The sequence below is a fragment of the Bradyrhizobium sp. WSM471 genome (genome assembly GCF_000244915.1).
GTDB lineage: Bacteria > Pseudomonadota > Alphaproteobacteria > Rhizobiales > Xanthobacteraceae > Bradyrhizobium.
In genome coordinates this window covers 2415050-2437067 of record NZ_CM001442.1, presented here as the reverse complement: position 1 = coordinate 2437067, position 22018 = coordinate 2415050, and the positions used below count along the sequence as shown (strand labels likewise).

Annotated in this window: 17 protein-coding genes and 1 pseudogene; 5 read left to right on the top strand and 13 right to left on the bottom strand. The window is 62.3% G+C overall.

Features of this window, described 5'->3' with window-relative positions; genetic code table 11:
- Positions 1-123 precede the first annotated feature (123 nt).
- From BRA471DRAFT_RS10440 to pgm, 4 genes are all read right to left on the bottom strand, one after another.
- Positions 124-1104 carry a PDR/VanB family oxidoreductase gene (locus tag BRA471DRAFT_RS10440; RefSeq protein WP_007606896.1) on the bottom strand — a complete coding sequence of 327 codons (981 nt, stop codon included), beginning with the start codon at positions 1102-1104 and terminating at the stop codon, positions 124-126.
- A gap of 10 nt (positions 1105-1114) precedes the next feature.
- Entirely contained in the window at positions 1115-1867 is a 753-nt protein-coding gene (locus BRA471DRAFT_RS10435) for a GntR family transcriptional regulator (RefSeq protein ID WP_007606895.1), read from the bottom strand.
- Between the two features lie 6 nt (positions 1868-1873).
- A complete protein-coding gene (locus BRA471DRAFT_RS10430) occupies positions 1874-2935 on the bottom strand; it encodes an aromatic ring-hydroxylating dioxygenase subunit alpha (protein ID WP_007606894.1) in 1062 nt (353 codons plus the stop codon).
- A gap of 291 nt (positions 2936-3226) precedes the next feature.
- Positions 3227-4873 carry a phosphoglucomutase (alpha-D-glucose-1,6-bisphosphate-dependent) gene (gene pgm, locus BRA471DRAFT_RS10425; protein ID WP_007606893.1) on the bottom strand — a complete coding sequence of 549 codons (1647 nt, stop codon included), beginning with the start codon at positions 4871-4873 and terminating at the stop codon, positions 3227-3229.
- Positions 4874-5014: 141 nt separating this feature from the next.
- Between pgm and BRA471DRAFT_RS10420 the strand changes: the two genes are divergently transcribed.
- Together BRA471DRAFT_RS10420 and BRA471DRAFT_RS10415 are read left to right on the top strand one after the other, a co-directional pair.
- Positions 5015-6157 carry a S9 family peptidase gene (locus BRA471DRAFT_RS10420; protein WP_007606892.1) on the top strand — a complete coding sequence of 381 codons (1143 nt, stop codon included), beginning with the start codon at positions 5015-5017 and terminating at the stop codon, positions 6155-6157.
- Positions 6158-6255: 98 nt separating this feature from the next.
- Positions 6256-7068: a transglycosylase SLT domain-containing protein gene (locus BRA471DRAFT_RS10415; protein WP_007606889.1), complete on the top strand. Its 813-nt coding sequence runs from the start codon at positions 6256-6258 to the stop codon at positions 7066-7068.
- A 232-nt stretch (positions 7069-7300) separates the two neighbouring features.
- On the opposite strand, the gene BRA471DRAFT_RS10410 is transcribed toward BRA471DRAFT_RS10415, so the two are convergent.
- On the bottom strand, positions 7301-8113 hold the full coding sequence (locus BRA471DRAFT_RS10410) for a response regulator (RefSeq protein WP_035973838.1): 813 nt from the start codon (positions 8111-8113) through the stop codon (positions 7301-7303).
- A 248-nt stretch (positions 8114-8361) separates the two neighbouring features.
- On the opposite strand from BRA471DRAFT_RS10410, the gene BRA471DRAFT_RS10405 reads away from it, so the two are divergent.
- Positions 8362-9210, top strand: a complete 849-nt coding sequence (locus tag BRA471DRAFT_RS10405) for an MBL fold metallo-hydrolase (protein WP_007606878.1) — start codon at positions 8362-8364, stop codon at positions 9208-9210.
- Between the two features lie 31 nt (positions 9211-9241).
- On the opposite strand, the gene BRA471DRAFT_RS10400 is transcribed toward BRA471DRAFT_RS10405, so the two are convergent.
- The 6 genes and pseudogenes from BRA471DRAFT_RS10400 to gmd all read right to left on the bottom strand — a co-directional run.
- Positions 9242-10132, bottom strand: a complete 891-nt coding sequence (locus tag BRA471DRAFT_RS10400; RefSeq protein ID WP_007606876.1) for an aldose 1-epimerase family protein — start codon at positions 10130-10132, stop codon at positions 9242-9244.
- Positions 10133-10206: 74 nt separating this feature from the next.
- A complete protein-coding gene (locus BRA471DRAFT_RS10395; RefSeq protein ID WP_007606874.1) occupies positions 10207-11619 on the bottom strand; it encodes a mannose-1-phosphate guanylyltransferase/mannose-6-phosphate isomerase in 1413 nt (470 codons plus the stop codon).
- Between the two features lie 24 nt (positions 11620-11643).
- Positions 11644-12651, bottom strand: coding sequence for an NAD-dependent epimerase (locus BRA471DRAFT_RS10390; RefSeq protein ID WP_007606872.1), 1008 nt, complete (start codon positions 12649-12651; stop codon positions 11644-11646).
- Between the two features lie 1485 nt (positions 12652-14136).
- Positions 14137-14541: an NAD-dependent epimerase/dehydratase family protein gene (locus BRA471DRAFT_RS39975; RefSeq protein ID WP_256379927.1), complete on the bottom strand. Its 405-nt coding sequence runs from the start codon at positions 14539-14541 to the stop codon at positions 14137-14139.
- Positions 14456-14935, bottom strand: a complete 480-nt coding sequence (locus BRA471DRAFT_RS39970) for an NAD-dependent epimerase/dehydratase family protein (protein ID WP_256379926.1) — start codon at positions 14933-14935, stop codon at positions 14456-14458. The genes BRA471DRAFT_RS39975 and BRA471DRAFT_RS39970 overlap by 86 nt, the downstream gene beginning before the upstream one ends.
- Positions 14936-15068: 133 nt before the next feature.
- Positions 15069-15910, bottom strand: a pseudogene (gmd, locus tag BRA471DRAFT_RS10380) (GDP-mannose 4,6-dehydratase); the annotation flags it as partial.
- 262 nt (positions 15911-16172) lie between these two features.
- Between gmd and BRA471DRAFT_RS39700 the strand changes: the two are divergent.
- Together BRA471DRAFT_RS39700 and BRA471DRAFT_RS10370 are read left to right on the top strand one after the other, a co-directional pair.
- Positions 16173-17447, top strand: coding sequence for a Hint domain-containing protein (locus BRA471DRAFT_RS39700; RefSeq protein WP_007606870.1), 1275 nt, complete (start codon positions 16173-16175; stop codon positions 17445-17447).
- 193 nt (positions 17448-17640) lie between these two features.
- Complete coding sequence (locus tag BRA471DRAFT_RS10370) at positions 17641-18759, top strand: metallophosphoesterase family protein (RefSeq protein WP_007606868.1); 1119 nt, start codon at positions 17641-17643, stop codon at positions 18757-18759.
- Between the two features lie 6 nt (positions 18760-18765).
- Here the strand turns inward: BRA471DRAFT_RS10370 and BRA471DRAFT_RS10365 are convergent, their stop codons facing one another.
- Both BRA471DRAFT_RS10365 and BRA471DRAFT_RS10360 read right to left on the bottom strand, forming a co-directional pair.
- On the bottom strand, positions 18766-20082 hold the full coding sequence (locus BRA471DRAFT_RS10365; RefSeq protein WP_007606867.1) for an HlyD family type I secretion periplasmic adaptor subunit: 1317 nt from the start codon (positions 20080-20082) through the stop codon (positions 18766-18768).
- Positions 20082-21992, bottom strand: coding sequence for a type I secretion system permease/ATPase (locus BRA471DRAFT_RS10360; RefSeq protein ID WP_007606866.1), 1911 nt, complete (start codon positions 21990-21992; stop codon positions 20082-20084). The genes BRA471DRAFT_RS10365 and BRA471DRAFT_RS10360 overlap by 1 nt, the downstream gene beginning before the upstream one ends.
- Positions 21993-22018 lie beyond the last annotated feature (26 nt).

Here is a 22018-nt window from a genome sequence, read left to right as displayed (position 1 = left end):
GAGACGCTCGCCTTTGGCGAGCTCCTCAGGATGAGGTCCTTCTTCGCGGCGAGACTTTAGACCCTCATGGTGAGGAGCGCCGCCTTACGGCGCGTCTCGAACCATGAAGGCCGGGCAGCTGCCTCAGACCGGATCCGCCCGCAGCAGCGTGTCCACCGTGATGGTGCCCCGTGCGCGCGAGACGCAGGCGCAGATCTTCTGGTTGCTTTGCTTCTGATGGTCGCTGAAGAAGACGTCGCGATGGTCGATCTCGCCGTCGATGGCAACCACGTCGATGGCGCACAGGCCGCATTCGCCGCGCTTGCAATCGTACATCACCTCGTGGCCGCTGGCATTCAGCACGTCCAGCATCGAGCGCTCGCGCGGGATCTCCAGCTCGACATCTGAGCCCTTGAGCCGCACGCGAAACGTCTCGGTCGGCAGCGTGCCGCTGGAGCCGAACGTCTCGTAGCGGAGATCGGGAAGCGGATGGCCGGCGCCGATCCAGGCGTGGCGCGCGGCATCCAGCATCCGCATCGGGCCGCAGAACAGCGCCAGCGCTTCCTTGGGCACCGAGGCGAACAGGGCGTCGAGATCGAGCCGCCTGCCCTCATCGCTGGCGTGAACGACCAGGCGATCACCGAGCGTTGCGGCGAGATCGTCGAGATAGGCGGCCTCGGTGCGCGAGCGCACCGCGTAGTGCAGCGTGACATCGGCGCCGCGCCGCGCGAGCGCCTGCGCCGCACCGAGGATCGGGGTGATGCCGATGCCGCCGGCGATCAGACAGTAGTTTTGGCGCGCCCAATCAACCGCGAGCAGCGAGGCGGGCGTCGTGACGTCGAGCCGCGCGCCCGGCTGCAAGGACCACATATAGCGCGAACCGCCACGTGAATCCTCGGCGCGGCGCACCGCGATCCTTAAACCCCGCGACGAGGCTTCCCCGACCAGCGAATAGGACCGCGTCTCGGGCTGCCCGTCGATGGTAACGCTGATATTGATGTGGCTGCCGACCGGATAGGCGGCGCCGTCGAACTGATCCGGCCGGATCAGGAATTCGCGGATGCCGGGCGCGAGATCGCGCGTCGAGACGAGCGTGGCCGGACTCCAGGTTTCGATGAAGCGCATGGCACTTCCCTCAATCGGTTGCGGACTTGATCAGCGCCAGCGCCGGCAGCAGGTCGAGATGGGTCCGGTTGCGTAGCGCGAGCCGCAGATTGCGCACCGCAAGCCGCGCGTGCTCGCGCATGACCGCCTCGGCGCGGGCGCCTTCGCGGTTCTCGATGGCGTCGATCACGACGCGGTGGTGCTCCTGCCCGATGAACAGGATTTGCTGTGCCTCGGGCAGCGCCGACTGCGCCATCACGAAACCGCTCGGGGACGCAAACGGCAGCGACGAGGCGCGGTCGATCTGCCGGATCAGCGGCGGGCTACGCGACAGTTCGGTGAGCAGGGCGTGGAAGCGCGCGTTCAGCGTGACATAGGACGAGAACGCATCGACCGAGATCGGGACCTGGCGCAACAATTCGTCAATCGCGGCCAGGCACTCCTTCAGCGGCTCGAGCTCGCGCGCGGAGACGCCGCGCTCGGCGGCAAAGCGCGCGGCGAGCCCTTCCAGCGTGCCGCGCAGCTCGATCGAGTCGGAGATGTCGCGCTCGGAGAACGCCTTCACCATGAAGCCGCCAGAGGGGATCGCCTCCAAGAGGCCCTCCTCCTCCAGCCGCACCAGCGCCATGCGCACCGGGGTGCGCGAGGCGCCGGTCGTCTCCACCGCCTGGAGCTCGGAGATGCGCTCGCCGGGGCGCAACGAGCCCGAGAGGAGCTGGTCGCGCAGCGCGAGCTGCGCCTTCACGGTCTGCGAGACGGAGCGGTCGACCTCACGCTCGGCCATGTCGGCTTACTCCGCGGCCTGGAGATGCTGGGGCGGGTTTTCCTTTGCCACCATCTTGTCGATCAGCTTGCGCGTCCACATGGCGCCGGCGTCGATGTTGAGATTGTAGAAGATGCGATCAGGATTCTCGTCCATCGCGCGCTGCTGCGCCTCGAGGATCAGTTCGTCCTCGTGGAAGATGCCGGAGACGCCCTCGCGGATCTCGGTGGTGATGCGCTGCTCGCCGAGCTGGTAGTTGCGAACGAAGGCCCAGAAATAGTGGCAGGTCTTCTCGGTCTCCGGCGTGATGGTGTTGAGCACGAAACCGTTGACGCCCTGCGAGCGGTCGCCTTCGGGCGCGCCGGTGCCGGTCGGCGCCACGCCGACATCAATGGCGATGGTGCACGGCGCCTCGAAGCGGATGATCTGCCAGCGGTCGACGAGGCCGGACTTGCCGGGTTCCTTGCCGAGCTGCTTGGCCCAGAACGGCGGCGCCTCGATGCCGCGCATCCAGCGCGTCACTGTCACCGTCTTCTCGCCATGGGTGACGTCGAACGGCGCCTCCGCGACCGCCTCGTTGCCGATGGACGAGCCGTGCACGAAAGTCTCGTGGGTGAGATCCATGAGATTGTCGAGCACGAGGCGGTAGTCGCAATTGACGTGGATGGTCTTGCCGTCGCCGGCCCAGGCGGGATCGTGATTCCAGTGCAGGTCGGGCACCAGCGCGGGATCGGCCAGCGCGGGATCGCCCATCCAGAGCCAGATGTAGCGATGACGCTCGACCACCGGATAGGCGCGCACGCAGGCCGACGGGTTGATGGTCTCCTGCGAGGGCATGAAGGTGCAGCGCCCTTGCGCGTTGTATTTCAGCCCGTGATAGCCGCAGACGACCGTGTCGCCTTCGAGCCGTCCCTTGGACAGCGGCACCAGGCGGTGCCAGCAGGCATCCTCCAGTGCGGCCACCGAGCCATCGGCCTTGCGGTACATCACGACGTGCTTGCCGCAGATCGTCCGCGGCAGCAGTGCCGGCTTGACGTCGGCGTCCCAGGCGGCGGCATACCAGGCGTTCATCGGGAAGGGTTTTGTCACCGGTCTCACTCCCAAGGCTTATGAATACGTTATGTATACAATAGCGGAGGAAGAGAATCATTCAAGAGCCAAAATTTCGTACTATAGTACCTTTATCTTAAATCGTGTATACAAACCCGTCCGCTGTCATTCCCCGCGAAAGCGGGGAATCCAGTACTCCGCGGCGGTCGTTGGTTCACTCAACTGGCGCCACGGCGTACTGGATCACCCGCTTTCGCGGGTGATGACACCTGTTGATGCGGCGAGTCTCCCCCCTGGAGGAGCAGTGGCAGCGGCGCTTTGGCTCGACGACTACGCCCCGAACACCTTCGCCAATCCTGCCTGAGCCTCCTGTTGAATCGCCTTCAGGTGCTCGGGACTGCGGAAACTCTCCGCGTAGATCTTGTAGACGTCCTCGGTGCCCGAGGGCCTGGCGGCGAACCAGCCGAAATCGGTTTCGACCTTGATGCCGCCGAACGGCTGGCCGTTGCCGGGCGCCTTGCTCAGGGTGGCGCGGACGGGATCGCCGGCGAGATCCTTCAGGCCGAGCTGCTCCGGTGTGACGGATTTCAGGATGTTCTTCTGCGGCGTGGTCGCGGCGACGTCGATGCGCGCGTAATGGGGCATGCCGAACTCAGCGGTGAGATCGTTGAAGAGCTGGCTCGGATCGCGGCCGGTCTTGGCCATGATCTCGGCCGCCAGCAGGCCGAGGATGATGCCGTCCTTGTCGGTGGTCCACACCGTGCCGTCGCGGCGCAGGAACGAGGCGCCTGCACTCTCCTCGCCCCCGAAGCCGAAGCCGCCCGTGAGGAGGCCATCGACGAACCATTTGAAGCCCACAGGGGTCTCGACCAGCTTGCGGCCGAGTTTTTTCGCGACGCGGTCGATGATCGAGCTCGACACCACGGTCTTGCCGATCGCGGCGTCCTTGCCCCAGTTCGGGCGGTGCGCGAACAGATAGGAAATCGCGGTCGCGAGATAATGGTTCGGATTCATCAGGCCGCCGGTGCGCGTCACGATGCCGTGGCGGTCCGCGTCGGTGTCATTGGCGAAGGCGACGTCGAAGCGGTCGCGCATCGCAATCAGGCTCGCCATCGCATAAGGCGATGAGCAGTCCATGCGGATCTTGCCGTCCCAATCCACCGTCATGAAGCGGAAGGTCGGGTCGATCGCCTTGTTCACCACGGTCGCCTTCAGGCCGTAGCGCTCGATGATCGGATGCCAATAATGCACGGCGGCGCCGCCGAGCGGATCGATGCCGATATTGACGCCGGCGGATTTGACCAGGTCGAGATCGATGACGTTGCCGAGATCGGCGACATAGGGCGTGATGAAGTCATAGGCGTGGACGTTCGCAGCTTTGCGTGCCCTGGCGTAGTCGATGCGCTTCACGCCCTTCAAGCCGTCGGCGAGATAGGCATTGGCTCGCTTCTCGATCACGGAGGTCGCGTCGGTGTCGGCCGGTCCGCCATGCGGCGGATTGTATTTGTAGCCGCCGTCCTCGGGCGGATTGTGCGAGGGCGTGACGACGACGCCGTCGGCAAGGCCCGAGGTGCGGCCCTTGTTGTAGGTCAGGATCGCATGCGAGATCACCGGCGTTGGCGTGTAGCCGCCGTCCTTGTCGATCATGATGTCGACGCCGTTGGCCGCGAACACCTCGATGGCGCTGACCAGCGCAGGCTCGGCCAGCGCATGGGTGTCGATGCCGATGAAGAGCGGGCCGGTCAGCCCCTTTTCACGTCGATAATCACAGATTGCCTGTGTCGTCGCCAGGATATGGCCCTCGTTGAAGCTGGTCTTGAACGAGGTGCCGCGATGGCCGGAGGTGCCGAACGCCACCCGCTGCGCGGGATCCGCGACATCAGGCTTGCCGGCGAAATAGGCCGTCACCAGCTGCGGAACGTTGGTGAGCGCGTCCGGCGAGGCCTGCTTGCCCGCCGCGGGATGAACATCAGCCACTGGATATACCTCGTCCTGTCGTAGAATTGCGCGATACCATAGCATCGGCCAAGCCCCCGCCAAGGGCACAACACCCGCGATGGGGCGGCCGTTCCTGAGATCATGCTATGGTCTTCCGATCGGGGCTTTTCGAGTCGGGGCATGACGCTGTTTCAGAGGCTCTTGGTTGTTCTGATGGCCTGGCTTGCGACGGCGGGCATCGCGCCCCCTGCGATCGCCGCGGAGTTCTACACCGAGGATTTGCGTATCCCGATGGCCGAGGCCGGACCGCAGGGGTTGGAGGCGTTCCTGGTCCGGCCGGCCGGGACCAGGCGCTATCCGCTGGCGCTGCTCAGCCACGGCTCGCCGCGCAGCTTCGACGATCGCGCGACAATGTCCGCGCACAAATATTACGGCATCGCTCTCGAATATGCCCGGCGCGGCTTTGCCGCGCTGATCGTGATGCGGCGCGGCTACGGCACCTCGCCCGGCGGACGCATCGACAGCGTCGGCGGCTGCGCCAATGCGGCTTATCTGCCGGCCGCGGCGGTCGCGGTCGCGGATTTGCGCGCGGCGATCGAGGCGATGGCGCGCAGGGCCGACGTCACCACATCAGGCATGATCGCTGTCGGCCATTCCGCCGGCGGGTTCGCCACCGTCGCGTTGACCGCGCAGGCGCCAGCGGGTCTCGCCGCCGCGATCAACTTTGCCGGCGGGCGCGGCTCGCGCGACGACGACGACGTCTGCAATCCCAACGGGCTGGTGCAGGCCTTCGCCACGTTCGGCAAAACCTCGCGCGCGCCGATGCTGTGGGTCTACGCCGCCAACGATTCGTACTTCGGTCCCGAACTCGCGCGCCGCCTCCATGACGGATTTCGCGCCAGTGGCGGCAACGCGAATTTCATCGCGGCGCCGCCGTACGGCGACGATGGTCACTATCTCTATTCGGTGGTGAGCCGTCCGCAATGGACGCCGTATCTCGACGCTTTCCTGCGCGAGCGAGGTCTCGGCCACGATGCTCTGAGCCCGCCTGATCCGCTCCCGCCGCCGGGCCAGCTCAGCGAGGCCGCGCGCGCCGAGTTCGCGCGCTATCTCGCCAGCACGATGCCGCACAAGGCTTTCGCGGTGTCGCCGAACGGCGGTTACGGCTGGCGTTCGGGGCGGGCGACAGTCGACGACGCCCAGCGCGATTCACTTGGCGCCTGCACAAAATGGTCGCCCACCTGCACGCTCTATGCGGTCGACGACAAATTGGCCGGGGCTGCGCCAAGCACATCAACCGACCAGAGCTCGCGGTCGCGATAGCCTCGCTGCGCCGCTGGCCGCTCGCGCCGTCCGAACCGGGCCGCACGACGGACCGCCAGAAAATCGGTTGTTAACTCGAAAGATATAATACGTGGTCCATGCTGCGGGATCGAACACACATCAATGCCCGCGCGACGTGGACACACGTTGCGATTGCCGTGCTTTGGTTGGCATCCAACTCCGTGCACGCTCAGGCTCTGAACGCCGCGGAACCGGCGTTGGCGGCTGGCGGTCACGATGCAGATCTCGGCGCTGGAGAGACGCCGGCCTCGCGGGCGGCGATTCGAAAAATCATCGAAAGAGAAACGGCCAAGACCGATCTGCCCGCCGACATAGCCGAGGCCGTCGTCTTCGTTGAAAGCGGATACAATCCGGCCACCATCGGCGCCGTCGGCGAGATCGGCCTCATGCAGGTTCGGCCCGAAACGGCAGCGATGCTCGGATTTCGGGGACATAACGCAGAGCTCGCAGAGCCCGACATCAACATCCACTACGGCGTTCTCTATCTGAGCCGCGCATGGCGCCTGGCAGGCGGGGACCTTTGCCGAGCCCTGATGAAATATCGAGCCGGTCATGACGAGGAGTCCATGACTCCGCGCTCCCAGGTCTATTGTCATCGCGCCCGCAATCGTCTTGTCTCCATGAACTCGACGAATGTGGGAAACCAGGCCGCCGCCGTCCAAGACGTAGCACCGGCGCCAACTCCGGCGCCCGCCGTCTCGAAGTCAGCACACAATCAGAAGTCAGCGCACAATCAAAAGAGACCGGCACAGCCGAAGGACGTTTACGCGCGTTACCGTCAAGGCACGGCGGTCGCGAGCAGGGCATATTGGGCAGCACAGGAAGCCCGGGTCCGCCTGATCAAGGCTCGCGTCGAGGCCAAGTGGAAGCGGGTCGCATCACGCCAATAGAATTAGAGTTGGCTGCCTTGAGACGAGCAGCGATTGGACGAACGGCATTTTTGAAACCGAACTTTGAAACCGAACCTGAATAGAGATCATGCACAACAGTTTGAGAGTTTTGTTTGCAATCGTCGCGACCGGCGCCGTGGCCTTGTCGGCCTTTCTCGCGATTCGGTTCCTGGTCGGTTTCAGTGGCTGAACCCGATGGCGCAGCTAGCACCATATCGTGCTGCGCCTGCGTCTAGAGCCGCTCGCTCAGCGCGAGCTTGTAGCCGACGCCGGTGACCGTGGTGACGACGGGCGTGCCGCTGCCGACGAGCTTGCGGCGCAGCCTCGCCACCAGGGCATCGACAGTGCGGATGTCGACCTCGGCCTGGCGATTGCTGACGACCTCGATCAGATAGTCGCGGCTGAGCGGTCTGCCGTCGGCGCCGACGAGCGCCGCGAGCAGGTCGAATTCGGCGCGCGTCAGCGCCACCGGCTTGCCGTCGCTGCCGAGCAGCTCGCGCCGCGTCAGGTCGATGATCCAGTCGCCGAAGGCGATCGAATTGTGGTTGCGCGCCGCCTTGCGGTCGATCGAGCGCCGCCGCAGCACGCTTCGCGCGCGCGCGAGCAGGTCGCGCAAGTCGATCGGCTTGGTGACGTAGTGGTCGCCCGCGACCTCGAGGCCGAGGATGCGATCCACATCGGTGTCGCGGCGCGTCACGAAGATGATGCCCGCATTGCTGGTCGCCTGGATTTCCTTGGCAAGATCGAAGCCGTCGCCATCCGGCAGCTGCACGTCGAGGAAGACGAGATCGGTCCGCGTCCGCAGCGCCTGGCGGCATTCCGCGCAGGAGCCGGCGCCGACCACGTCGAAATTGTTCTCGCTGAAATAACCGACCAGCATCGTCCGCGTCACCGGATCGTCCTCGACGACGATCAGTCGCTCGCGGCCGGCGACACGCAATTCCTGACCTGCGGAATCAGCCACGATGTTGGATGTCCTGTGTGCTTGCGAGCCGACCTGGAAGCTCAGGTCGCCGAGCGCGCCGTCCTGTGAACGTACATTCACGACTGTTCGAGCCCCCTCGAATTGCCTGCTGCAATACTAGGCGCGTTATCGCGCCCAAACAACATTGGTCACGATCTAGCCGTATTAAGTATGAATTGGCCCACACTTCTCGTCCCGCGCATCATGTTCGGGAGCCCCGCACAAGCAGCAGTCGTGCAGGGCTGAAGCCCCTTCCGCCGCCGCTTGCCTCGCCAAACGCTTCAAATCTACTGTGGCGTCCCGAAAAGTCTGCCCCAGGAGGTGGCGCCATGGAAGTCATCCTGCTCGGCACCGGCGGCCCGCGCCCGGACCCGCGCCGCATGGCGACGACCACGCTGATCAGGCTCGGCGAGGAAAATATCCTGATCGACGCAGGCCGCGGCGTCATGGTGCAGCTCAGCAAGGCCGGCGTGCCGCTCGGCTCCATCAACACGGTCTTTCTCACCCATCACCATTTCGACCACATCGGCGACCTCTACGATGTGATGCTCAATTCATGGTTGCACGGGCGCAAGGGCGACCTGCGCATCTATGGACCACCGGATACCGAACGGCTCGTCGATACGCTGGTCACGCAGGTCTACGACAAGGACATCGCCTGGCGCGATCAGGGCGAGCCGAGCTTCGGCGGCTGGAAACCGGTCGTCGCGACGGACATTATACCCGGCCCCGTTCTCGACACCGGGCGCTGGAAGATCAGCGCCGAACTCGTCTCGCATGGCGACGGCCTCGACATGTCGCCGGCCTTCCTCGCACGCTGGATGTGTCTCGGCTATCGCTTCGAGGCCGAGGGCAAGGTCATCGCAATTTCCGGCGACACCGTGCCCTGCCCCGGTCTCGAGCGACTGGCTGAGGGGGCCGACCTGCTGGTCCAGTGCTGCTTCCTCGCCACGCCGGAGATCGACAACGAGCACCTGCGCCGGCTTGCGAAATTCACGATCGCCTGCGGCGATACAGTCGGCAAGGTCGCGGCCAAGGCCGGCGTCAAGAAGCTTGCGCTGACCCATCACCGGCCTCGCACCGACGATTCCATGCTGGATGCGCTGCTCGCGGACGTCAGGCGGGACTACGCAGGTCCAGTCGTGCTCGGCGAGGACCTCACGCGGATCGAGGTCTGAGAAACTCGAGATGCGCGACGGCCGTGCGGCCTCAGGACGATCCAACCTCAACCCGAAATGACAACTGCTCTTCCGTTCCAGGCGCGATGTGCATCAGGCCCGGCTTGTCAGTGAATTCGCCGTCGAAGCCGGCGGGACTGGCATAGCCGCGCCAGGGCTCGATGCAGAGGAACGGAGCGCCCGACGGCTTCGACCAGACGCCAAGCTCGCGAAAGCCGCGCCATGACATTTCCAACCACGGCCCGGTGGACGCGCCCTGCTCCGCGGCATAGCGGACCGAATTGCTCGCGATCCGATCGAAGATGAGTGCGTCGTCGACGAACAGGGTTTCGGACAAGGGCAACACGGAGCCTTTGATCGGGCTCGGTTCTATTGCCGGACGCAGCAAGCCGCCGTCGAGACGGCGGACGGGAGATGGCTCTGCGTGCGCGAAGCTCAGCGCGTAGCTCTCTTTCGCCAGTCCCGGTTGGAGCGGCCAATTGAAAGCGGGATGGCCGCCGAGCGAGGCCGGCAACATCTCCTTGCCGGTGTTCGCGACCACGAGTGAAAGATCGAGACCGGATTCGTCGAGCGCATAGGTTGCCGTCAGGCGGAACGCGAAGGGGTAGAGCGCGCGCGTCGTATCGCTGTCTTCGAGCACCAGGACACAGCGACTTTCGCCACGTTCCGCCCACGCGAAGCGGCTGTCACGCGCGAAGCCGTGCTGGGTCATCCGGTAGCTCCTGCCCCGGTGCCGCAATTCGTCTTTGGCGAGACGCCCGACGATCGGAAACAGCAGCGGCGCATGTCGCGGCCAGGCCGGCTCCGCCTGCCAGACGAACTCGACGCCGGCATCGCTCGCCAGCGAACACATCTCCGCGCCTTGCGCCTTGATGGTCGCGGTGAGCCCGCCGCAGCGGATCGTGTGCGTGTCGTCGGTCATAACATCCTGTTCCGATCATGGCAGTTCACAGGACAGTTTCCAAATGTTCGCGGAATGTTGGAGCGACACTCTGCTCAAGAGCGCTGATAGTCGTCTTCAATCCGGATGATGTCGTCTTCCCCGAGATAGCTTCCAGTCTGGACCTCGATCAGCTCCAGCATGATTTTACCGGGGTTCTCCATCCGGTGCACCGCGCCCATCGGGATGTAGATCGACTCGTTCTCGTGCACGCTTTTGACGGTCTCGTTGACGGTGACGCGGGCGGTGCCGCGGACCACGATCCAGTGCTCGGCACGATGATGGTGCTTCTGCAGCGACAGCCGCCCGCCGGGCTTGACCACGATGCGCTTGACCTGATGGCGCTCGCCATTGTCGACCGATTGGTAGCTGCCCCAGGGCCGATGCACCTTGAGGTGCTCCTCGGTGACCTTCGGTGCGACCGCCTTCAGTTTTGTGACCAGCCGCTTCAGCCCGTTGGCATCCTTCTGGCGCGAGACCAGCACCGCGTCGGCAGTCGCGACCACGATGAGATCGTCGACGCCTTCGAGCGCGACCAGCGCGGAGTCGGTGGTGACGTTGCAATTGCGGGAATCCTCGAACACGGCGGTGCCGTGTGCGGCATTGCCTTGCGCGTCCTTGTCCGACAATTCCCACACCGCGTGCCAGGAGCCGACGTCGGACCAGCCGCAGGACACCGGCACGACCGCTGCGCGCGCGGTCTTCTCCATCACCGCATAGTCGATCGAGATCGCCTTGGCCGCGCCGAACGCCTCCGGCTCCAGCGTCACGAAGCCGAGATCGCGGCCGGCATTGCTCACGGCACTGGAAATCGCCTCCACGCTCGCCGCGTCGACCTTGCGGTATTCGTCGAGCAGGACGCTGGCCGGGAACATGAAGTTGCCGCTGTTCCAGAGATAGCCGGAATTGACGTAGTCGGCCGCCTTCACCGCATCCGGCTTCTCGACGAAGCGCGCGACCGCGTGCACCTCGCCGGAGATGACCTCCCCCGGGCTGATATAGCCGTATTCGGTCGCCGGCCGCTCCGGCTTGACGCCGAAGGTGACGATGCGCCCGGCGCTCGCGGCGGTGAGGCCCTGGCGGCACGCCGCGACGAAGGCGGCGTTGTCCTGCACCACGTGGTCGGCGGCGAGCGCGAGCACGATTGCCTCACTCGAGCGGTTCTGCGCGAACACCGCGCCGGCGGCGATCGCCGGGCCGGAATCGCGCCGCATCGGCTCCAGGATCACGTCGGCTTCGATGCCGATCTCGGCGAGCTGCTCCAGCACCATGAAGCGATAAGACGCATTGGTGATGACGATCGGGCGATCGAACAGCGAGGCCTCCGAGACGCGCAACAGCGTGTCCTGGAAGGTCGAGCGCGTGCCGAACAACGGCAGGAACTGCTTGGGGCGCACCTCGCGCGAAGCCGGCCACAGCCGCGTTCCGGCACCGCCGCACATGATCAGGGGAATAATTTTTTGAGACACGTGTGAGCTACTCGAGAGAGGGGTTTATACGCGGTGATAATTTCGATACCATTCGACAAAGCGGCCCAAGCCATCCGCCAGCGGAGTCGAGGGCGTAAAGCCGACGTCCCGTTGCAGGGGCGAAATGTCGGCGCGCGTCTCGAGGACGTCGCCAGCCTGCATCGGCAAAAGCGTGCGGATCGCGGGCTTGCCGATGATCTTCTCTAGTGTCTCGACGAACTCGATCAAATTGACCGAGCGGTTGTTGCCGATGTTGTAGACCCGATACGGCGCATCGCTCGACGAATTTTCCGGCTGCTCGGCGTTCCACGCGGGATTCGGCGTCGCGGGCCGGTCGAGGGTGCGGATCACGCCCTCGACGATGTCGTCGACATAGGTGAAATCGCGCCACATATTTCCATGATTGAAGAGCTTGATCGGCTCACCCGCAAAGATCGCGCGCGTGAAGAGCCAGGCGGCCATGTCGGGCCGGCCCCATGGACCATAGACAGTGAAGAAGCGAAGACCGGTCACCGGCAGCTTGTGAACATGTGCGAACGTGTGCGCCATCAGCTCGTTGGCCTTCTTGCTCGCGGCATAGAGGCTGACCGGATGATTGACCGAATGCTCGGTCGAATACGGCAAGGTGCGATTGGCGCCATACACGGAGCTCGACGAGGCGTAGACCAGATGCGCCAGACCGTGGCGCCGGCCGGCTTCGAGCACGGTGACGAAGCCATCACAATTGGCGCGGATGCTGGTGATGGGATCGTCGATCGACGCGCGCACGCCGGGCTGCGCCGCAAGGTGCACCACGCGGTCGGGCGAGACCTCGTCGAACACACGCGTCACCGCAGCGAAATCTGCAAGATCGATCTCGTGGAACGTGAAAGCATCATGCTTGAGCGTCTCGAGGCGAGCGCGCTTGAGCGCGGGATCATAGTAAGGGGTCACTGCGTCGATGCCGACAACCCGTTCCCCGCGCGCGAGCAAGCGCTCACAGACATGCATGCCGATGAAGCCGGCAGCGCCGGTAACCACCACGGGGGCCAAAATAAACTCCGTTGTTCGTCCTCATATACCGCATTGCCAGACTGAACCGGCAGAGGCAAGGGTTCAGCATCGGAGAATAGCACCCTCGCATCGGCAAGCTTAATGCCGGGCGCTTCGGATGTCAGCCTCCCCAAGTTAACCAGAAGCGGCGCCCTTTGCCTGTCGACGAAACATCGGACGCGCGTCCATAAAGGGCTCCCGACTGCCCGGAAGTCTTTCAACGAGTGTTCCCGGGGAGCACCGAACGAACAGCACCTGGCGGCATTCGGCGCAGGGCTCGGCCAGGCCCCCTCCGCCTGCCAGACGAACTCAGCGCCGTACTTCTGCTTGAGCCAGCACATCTAGGCGCCGTGGGCGTGGATGGTCGCGGTGAGGCGGCCGCTCCAAAACCTGTGAATTTCCTTACTCAACTCCCAACCTCGCGGGCGATCCGACCTTTTGCACAGATCACATCGGCGGCAACTTATTTCCCTGCAATCAGGGAAATAAACAGCGAAAGGATGGCACATAGTCGGGTGGCTCCAAGCCGAAAGACCGGAAAACCTCAGCAAGACTCGAGAGTGACGATGCTCGCGCGCAAACGTATCAGGGAATATCAAGACACCTAACAGGGAAAGAACAGAGCAATGAACACGCGGACCAGGTATCTCATACGCAGTGGAGACGCCCAAGAGTTCTAAGAACACTAAGCCGACCCAACTTTGAGACCCGCCGTCCTGCGAAGTGCGCCCCCTGTCTTTGAAGGAAGTAGGCGCCCTTACTGGTATCGCTCCAAACGATTTCAAGTAGAATAGCAGAAGCGTAGAGGGCAACGACTGCTGTCAGATCATAAAGCCTGAACTTCCGCGACGAGCGGGAGTTGCGCGAAATGATCGGTCGTGGCTACCGGTCCGCCGAAGTTGCTGCAGTCTTGGATCGAGCACGCCACGTTGCAGATGCCTACGAGCCCCTCACGTTTCGATTGGTCCTTCTCGTCTCCGGTGCTGTCGCCGTCCTGCCTACAACCATTTGGTTAGGGCGATTGGCTGGATGCTTGGCAGCTAGTTCGCTTCCCGCCCGCCTGCGTTTTGCTTAACATGGCCCATGGCAAGAGGGTATTCGAAGGCGATTCGATCACTTCATTCTGCCGCTATACGCGGTCATTCCCCTTGCGGTAAGAGCCCAGGCCGTGACGGGCAGATGCCTTGGTGGCTTGCGGACAAGTGGCGCGCGAGGCACTTTTCGCACCAAATCGAGCGACTCAGCCCCTATTGGCTGGCCTCAGTCATCTACAAATGCGCACCGACTATTCTCCGGACGACGATCTGAAACTATGTCCCCGAAGCCAGGCGTCGCGACTGAGTGTGGTCGGCTGCTGGAACTATCCGGATCAGCATCACCGCTTCACTGATGCCGCAGAGACGATCGCGGCAGCATACCCGGGACGAATAGGCCTTGCCCCGCTCCCTGCAGCCTAAATTCAGAGGTAAGCCGCATATGCGTGCTTCAAGCCGTCGTGAAGCGGTGTCGTCGCGCGCCAGCCGAGTCGGCTAGACGGCTGACGTCGAGCAGCTTGCGCGGCGTGCCGTCGGGCCGCGAGCTATCGAAACTGATCTCGCCGCTGTAACCGACGATTTCGGCAACCAGGCGCGCGAATTCGGCGATGGTTATGTCCTCGCCGGTGCCGATATTGGCCAGCTCGGCACTGGCATAGGTGTTCATCAGGTGCACGCAGGCATCTGCCATGTCGTCGACATAATGGAACTCGCGCCGCGGCGTGCCGGTGCCCCAAACGACGACATTCTTCGCGCCCGAAACCTTGGCCTCATGGAAGCGACGGATCAGGGCGGCGACCACGTGACTCATTTCGGGATGATAATTGTCGCCGGGGCCGTAGAGGTTGGTCGGCATCACGCTGATGAAGTCGCATCCGTACTGGCTGCGATAGGCCGACCATCTTGATCCCGGCGATCTTGGCAATCGCATAGGCCTCGTTGGTCGGCTCTAGCGGACCAGTGAGCACGGAGTCCTCGCGCAAGGGCTGCGCGGCGTCCTTTGGGTAGATGCAGGGCGGGCCCAGAAACATCAGCTTCTCGGCGCCGTTTCGATGCGCGGCCTGGATCAGGTTAGCCGCGATCGCGATGTTGCGCAGGGTGTTGTTGGCGACGATGCCGCCCACCTTTGCAGCGGCGAGGAAGATCACTCGCGTCTTCCCGAACCAGTCGAACCGCGGCCTCCTTGCGGAGATCGACCTCGCGCCGGTCCACGGTGATGAGTTGAGGCGCGCAAGCGCGCTGCCGACCATGCCGTGATGGCCTGCGACGCTCTTGCCTGCAGTTCAAACGGTACGTTTGCAACTCGTCGTGCCCGTTTGGCACCGCCAGATCGCTCTCCATCATCTCGGCGACGAGCTCTAAAAAGCTCTGCTTCGGCGTTCAGCCAAGCACCTCGCGCGCCTTGCTGGCGTCGCCGACGAGGAGATCGACCTCGGTAGGGCGGAAATAGGTCGGATCGATCTTCACGACCTTCTTGCCGGTCTTGGTGTCGACGCCGGTCTCGTCGACGCCCTCGCCGCGCCACGCGATGCGTCAGCCGATTTGGGCGAACGACAACTCGACCATCTCTCGCCCCAAGTGCATCTCGCCCGTGGCGAGCACGAAATCGTCGGGCTTGTCGGCTTGCAGGATCTTGTGCATGCCCTCGACATAATCGCGCGCATGGCCCCAGTCGCGCTTGGCCGAGAGATTGCCGAGATAGAGCGTCTGCTCCAGATGCGGGCGACGCCACGCGTGATCTTGCGCGTGACGAAGGTCTCGCTGCGGATCGGACTCTCGTGATTGAACAGGATGCCGTTGCTCGCGAACATGCCATAGGCTTCGCGGTAGTTTACCGTGATCCAGTAGCCGTAGAGCTTGGCAACGCCATAAGGCGAGTGCGGATAGAACGGCGTCGTCTTCTTCTGCGGGATCTCCTGGACGAGACCGTAGAGCTCCGAGGTCGAGGCCTGGTAGAACCGCGTCTCCTTCTCCATGCCGAGGATGCGGATTGCTTCCAGCAGGCGCAGGACGCCAATGCCGTCGGCATTGACGGTGTATTCCGGGCTTTCGAAGCTGACGGCGACGTGGCTTTGGGAAGCGAGATTGTAGATTTCGGTCGGTCGGATCTGCTGTACCAGACGGGTCAGATGGGTCGAATCCGTCATTGTCGCCGTAGTGCATCAGGAACGGGAGTTGCCGACATGCAGGTCCTGGTAGAGATGATCGACTCGCGCGGTGCTGAACAGCTCATTAACGCTTCTGGCGAATGACTATCGATTTTTGTCGTGGAACGCCGAATAGTGGAGATCGCTTGCATCTGACGTAATTCAAAGCATTAACCATGCGCCGCGACAAATGGCCAAGGTTTTAAATGCACTTTTTTTGTTGCCTTATCGATTTAATGGTTTAAAATTTAATAATCGTAACTCCTCGCTTCGGAATGCCGGCTCGACATTCGAACTAGGCCTGCGTTAGCGGTAGATTGGTGTTGGTAGGAGTATTGTCTTGGCCATCGAATTCAACTGGGCAGAGTCGGGGAACTCCAATTTTCAGCTCGCGACAGGCGTTACTCTCACCGCCGGCACGATCAATCCGAACGATCTGCTGATCGCAGTTGTCGTGCCGCTGGTGCCCCACACCGGCGACCACGGGGACGGACCGCTTGTTGGCCCTCCGTCTGGCCCTGTCACGCCTCCTTCGGGTTGGATACAACTTGATAATACAGCGCTGTCGCTCGATGGCGTGCCAGCGAACGCATCGGTCTTTTACAAGGTCGCAACAGGAAACGAGAGCGATAACCTCCATTTTGGTTGGACCAGTCAGTCGGACTATTCCTGGACGCTTCTGAGCTATTCGGGAGTGGACCCGACCTCGCCGATCGACGTCTTCGGAGGCGAGACCAACACGGGCGACTACGTTGATGAAACAATAGCCCCCTCGGTTACGACCACCAGCGCGAACGATACGCTCGTCAGCGTCTGGATCAGCAAGGGCGGCGCTGAGGACTATACAGCAGATCCGACGACGACGGTTCGCTCCAACACCAATTCGAACACGTACGAATTCCCGCAGATCATGGTCGGAGACGAACATCTGACGTCGGCCGGAGCAACCTCTCCTAATGAGATGGATCAATTGTATCCGACTAGGGACCAGCGCGGATTCTCGATCGCGCTTCGGGAGGCGGCATGCTTCATGGCGGGAACGATGATCCGTACGCCCGACGGAGAACGTGCGGTCGAGACGATCGTTCGCGGAGACCGAGTCGTTACGTCCGACGGCCAGCCGGAACGAGTGGTTTGGGTCGGGCGTCAGACCATTTCCATGCTGTTCGCTGATCCGCTTCGTATACTGCCGGTTCGCATTCGGGCCGACGCCCTTGGTGAGGGCGTTCCTTCGCGCGATTTTCTGCTATCGCCTGATCACGCAATCCTTGTCGGGGGTGTGCTCATTCAGGCCGGTGCGCTGGTTAATGGCACATCGATTGTACGCGAAACCAAAGTACCTCTGACGTTCACCTACTATCATGTTGAACTTGAACATCACTCGTTGATCCTGGCCGAGAACACGCCGGCGGAGACTTTCATCGACAATGTCGATCGTCTCGCCTTCGACAACTGGCACGAACACGAGGAACTGTACCCGGAAGGCAAAGCCATCGTCGAAATGCCATTTGCCCGCGCCAAGGCACACCGACAAGTACCTCGGGTCGTTCGTGAACTCCTCGCCGCAAGGGCAACTAATATGGCGGCGTCCAGCGCGCAGATAGTTGCCGCCTGATATTTCATGCTCGAACGAGCCGCTCGGGCATCGGGTCTAGGGTGGGCATCCGGGATAGATGGGTCTGGGCCAAGACACAACATCTTTGATGGCGTATCGCGATGAACCGTAGCCAACGAGGGGCAATAGACCGATCTTATCTCGCGGGGCCTTGGCGCGCGCGCGAGGTGATCTGCGGCAGGATCGCACGGGGATGACCCTTGGCGAACTTGCACTCGTCGTGTGCGCCCAGGTCGTGATCCTGGGTTCGATCGGTGCTCTAAAATTGCATGCTTGGCGATCGGACGTCTTAAATCGGAACTTCAGCTCCTCCTCCTGGCGTGATCAGGATGGTTCGCTTGAAGCCTCCTCCAATCCGCCCTCGTTCGACGCGCCGGGTCATGACGGAAGCTTTAAACCGAGGTTTTGGCAAACGTTTCCCGAGCCGGTTCTGACGATGGTCCGGCTGGTGACCGGTCAATTGGCCAGACCGAGACGCTTGGATAGCGCACGGAGATTACGCCCGGCGGCACGAAGCGGCAGCGCGCATCCTATGGTCTTCGATGCGGGACGAAGCATTCGTATCCCGGCTGGCCTCCCCACTGGCGTGAGGATATATGCAATCGGAGATATCCATGGCCGCGCGGACCTGTTGCGTTCGGTGCTCGAAAATATCAATTCCGACTACACAAGGAGTCCGGCCGAACGGCCAATTCTCGTTTTCCTGGGTGACTACATCGATCGGGGACCATCATCGAAGGACGTCCTGGATATCTTAGTCGAATGCAAAGCCAGAATCGAAAGCGTATTCCTGAAAGGGAATCACGAGACCTTCGTTTTAGCCTTTCTTCAGGATCCGACGGCCCTGGACTCATGGCGGACCTGCGGCGGCCTTGAGACGCTCCACTCCTATGGTCTGAAGCCCACCCTGCAACCCGACATGCAGGAGCGAATTGACCTCGCAGTGCAACTCGCCACGACCCTACCCGACGATCACCGGGCATTTCTTGGCTCGCTGCAAACATGGTTTCAATGCGGAGACGTCCTGTTTGTACATGCGGGAATTCGTCCGAATATCCCCATCGCTCAGCAGGACGAAAGCGATCTCCTCTGGATCCGCGAAGACTTCCTCGATTTCCGGGCGCCCTTCGAGGCTTTCGTCGTCCACGGCCATACGCCAGTACGTGTCCCCGATGTGCGGACCAACCGCCTGAACATTGACACCGGAGCCTTCGTGACGGGACGCCTGACCTGCGTCGCAATCGAAGGCTCAGCAGTCAGACAAATCTCAGAATTGGCATCGAACGTGGGCGGACAAGCGACTGTGCACTAAGCCAACTCACCTCTCCTTGAACGCGTGCTCAGCCTGGTCCATCAGAGGTTTGGTCAGATAAGACAGTGCCGTCCGGCCGGCCGTCTTGATGAACACTTCGACCGGCATGCCGGGCACGAGCTTGGCGGTCCCGAGTTTTTCGAGCTCATCCGCGCCAAGTCCCACCCGCACTGTATAGAAGCTATTGCCGGTTCTCCGATCCTCGGTCAAATCCGGCGATACCATTGTTACCGTGCCTTCGATTTCCGGCGTGGTTTTCTGGTTGAACGCTGCAAATCGCAAGGCCGCCTGTTGGCCGAAATAGACCTGGTCGATATCGCGCGGCGAGATTTTCACCTCGATGGCAAGCGCGTCTGCATCTGGAACAATGAGCATGATCTGCTCACCAGGCGCAATCACACCACCAACGGTATGAACTGTCAGTTGATGCACACGACCACTTTGCGGAGCGCGAATGTCCACGCGGCTCAGTTGATCCACCGCCGCCGTCTTGCGTTCCGACAACTCCGAGAGCTTTGCGCGCGTTTCGATCAGGTCCTTGCCGACCTCAGTTCGCAAATCCTGATCAATCTGGATCATTTGGAGCTGAATTTCGGCCGTCTTGCCCTTGGATTGCGCGATGGCCCCGGTCAATTGACTGCGCTCACCCTCAAGTCGCGCTGAATCGCGCTCAAGCGCGGTTAGTCGTGCGATCGGGATGAGGTTCTTCTGCCAAAGGGCACGAACACCCTCGAGTTCCTGACGGATCAGATCGATTTCCTTGAGCTTTGCGTCGACCTGGCCCGAATATCCCTTTACTTCTTCCGCCAGTTGCGCAATTCGCTCCCTCAGCTGGGCTTTCTGGCCAGCCCTGGCTTCCCTTCTCAAACTGAAGAGGGCTTTCTCGGCAGCGACGACATGCGCAGCCACAGAAGAGGTGTCGCGCGCGCGCTCGATCAAAGACATCTGGAAGACGATTTGCTCGGAATTGTCGCGCTCCGCCTCGAGACGACCTTGACGAGCAAGGAGTTCATCGACGCCTTGAATAACAATTGTGGCGTTGGCGAGCGTTTGGGTCTTGTCCAGTCCGATCAGGATCTGCCCTGCATCGACATGGTCACCTTCACGCACGTGCATCTCACCAACGATGCCGCCTGTTGCGTGTTGCACCTTCTTGACGCTCGAATCGACGACAACAACGCCCTGCCCGATCACGGCCCCGGTCAATTGTGAGGTCGCGGCCCACCCGCCAATTCCAAACGTCGCAAATAAAATAATGAGAATGCCAACGATCATGTAGCGCTGAATAGATCGTAACGCTGGCGTTGCGGCTTCGCCCTCCATCACGCCCCTCCTTGTCCGTCGGCGACAACCCTCAACGGTACCGGCGTGCGCAAGACTTTCCTCAGTACCTCTTCCTTGGGCCCGAACGACTGCACTCTGCCTTCCCCAACCACCAGAACGTGGTCGACCCCTTCAAGGGCCTTGGGGCGGTGAGCAACGATGATGACGATCCCGCCACGGCGACGCACACCAAGGATTGCCTCGGTCAGCGCATCCTCACCCTCTGAATCGAGATTGGAAGTGGGCTCGTCCAAGACGACAAGAAATGGGCTCCCGTAGAACGCGCGGGCAAGGCCGATACGCTGACGCTGTCCGGCCGACAGCGCCATGCCGCCCTCGCCCACTCTCGTTGAATAGGCGTCGGGAAGAGACAGGATGAGATCGTGCGCTCCGGCAGCGTTTGCGGCTCCCAAAACCGCTGCAGGAGTGGCCTTGACGTCAAACCGGGCGATATTGACGGCAATGCTGCCGTCGAACAATTCGACATCTTGAGGAAGATATCCGATGTGTTTGCCGAGGGACTGGGATGACCAGTGCTCCAGTGCGGCATTATCCAGTTTAATCTTGCCCCGTGCATGTGGCCAAACCCCCACGAGCGCCCTTGCCAAAGTAGATTTGCCTGCTCCGCTTGGGCCGATGATGCCAAGCGCTTGCCCGCCTTTCAACGCGAACGATACGTCCGACAGCAGGGGTTTCTGGGAGCCCGGGGCCGCGACATGAAGCTGCTCGACGACCAGGGCACCGGTCGGCGGCGGCAACGCGAGCGGCTCTTCTTCGCGCGGCAGGAGCTTGAGCAAATCGTCGAGGCGCCGACCTGCTTGCCTTGCGGAGACGAAGCCCTTCCAGTTCGCGATTGCGATCTCGACAGGAGCAAGTCCCCTGGCAGTCAAGATTGAGCTTGCAATGATAATACCTGCAGTAGATTCCTGATTGATGACCAGATAGGCACCGACCGCGAGGATAAGCGATTGCAGAAGCGACCTGAACGTCTTTGAAATGCCGCCGAGCCCGCTTCCGATATCGCTGGATCGCTCATGGGCCGCCAGGTATTTCTGATTCACGTCCTGCCATCGCTCGGCGGCCTGACGCCGCATTCCCATGGCCTGAAGTACTTCAGCGTTTCGTCGTCCCTCAGCCGCAAGGGCACTGCGCAGGACTGCATGTCGTGAAGAGGCTTTGGCCGGACCGCGGCTTTGAATTTCCGTGAGAGCGGTGAGGCCGACCAGTATGATACCGCCGAGCAGCGCGGCTATTCCGATCCAAAAATGGAAGAGGAAGCAGATACCCAGATAGATCGGTATCCATGGCAGATCGAACAAAGCGGCCGGGCCGCTGCTCGACAAGAAGCTGCGAACCTGGTCGAGATCGCGCAAAGGCTGCAACCCGTCGCCGTCGCCCCGCGTCTTGAGGGGCAATCTGACGAGCGCATCAAAGACCCGCAGTCCCAGTCGTTCGTCGAGATAACGGCCGATGCGCAGGCTTATCCGGCTTCTGACCAGGTCAAGCCCTCCTTGAAGCACATATAGCATCGCCACGAGGGCCAACAGCGCGACAAGAGTCGGGATGCTGCGGCCTGGCAGAACCCGGTCGTAGACCTGCAGCATGAAGAAGGAGCCATTCAGCATCAAAAGATTGCTGAGGCCGCTGAATATCGCAAGAGCCCAAAAGATGCGACGGCAAGAAACGACGAAGGTGAGTACTTCGGAGCGCGCGTCCCCGTAGACCGCATCCGCCCCTGCACGCTCGCGGAAGATTCGGGAGCGCATTGTCTCCAGCGCCCCGCCGGAGACCTTCGATCGAACCCGATCGACGATGATCCCCACTGCGGCCTTAGCCACCTGCCAGTGAGAAACCTCGACCGCAGAAGCGTCGGGCGGCGGGAGCTCCCGCCGCGATCCCAAATCACTCATAAGTCCCCCGCAAAATCGTCTGCCCC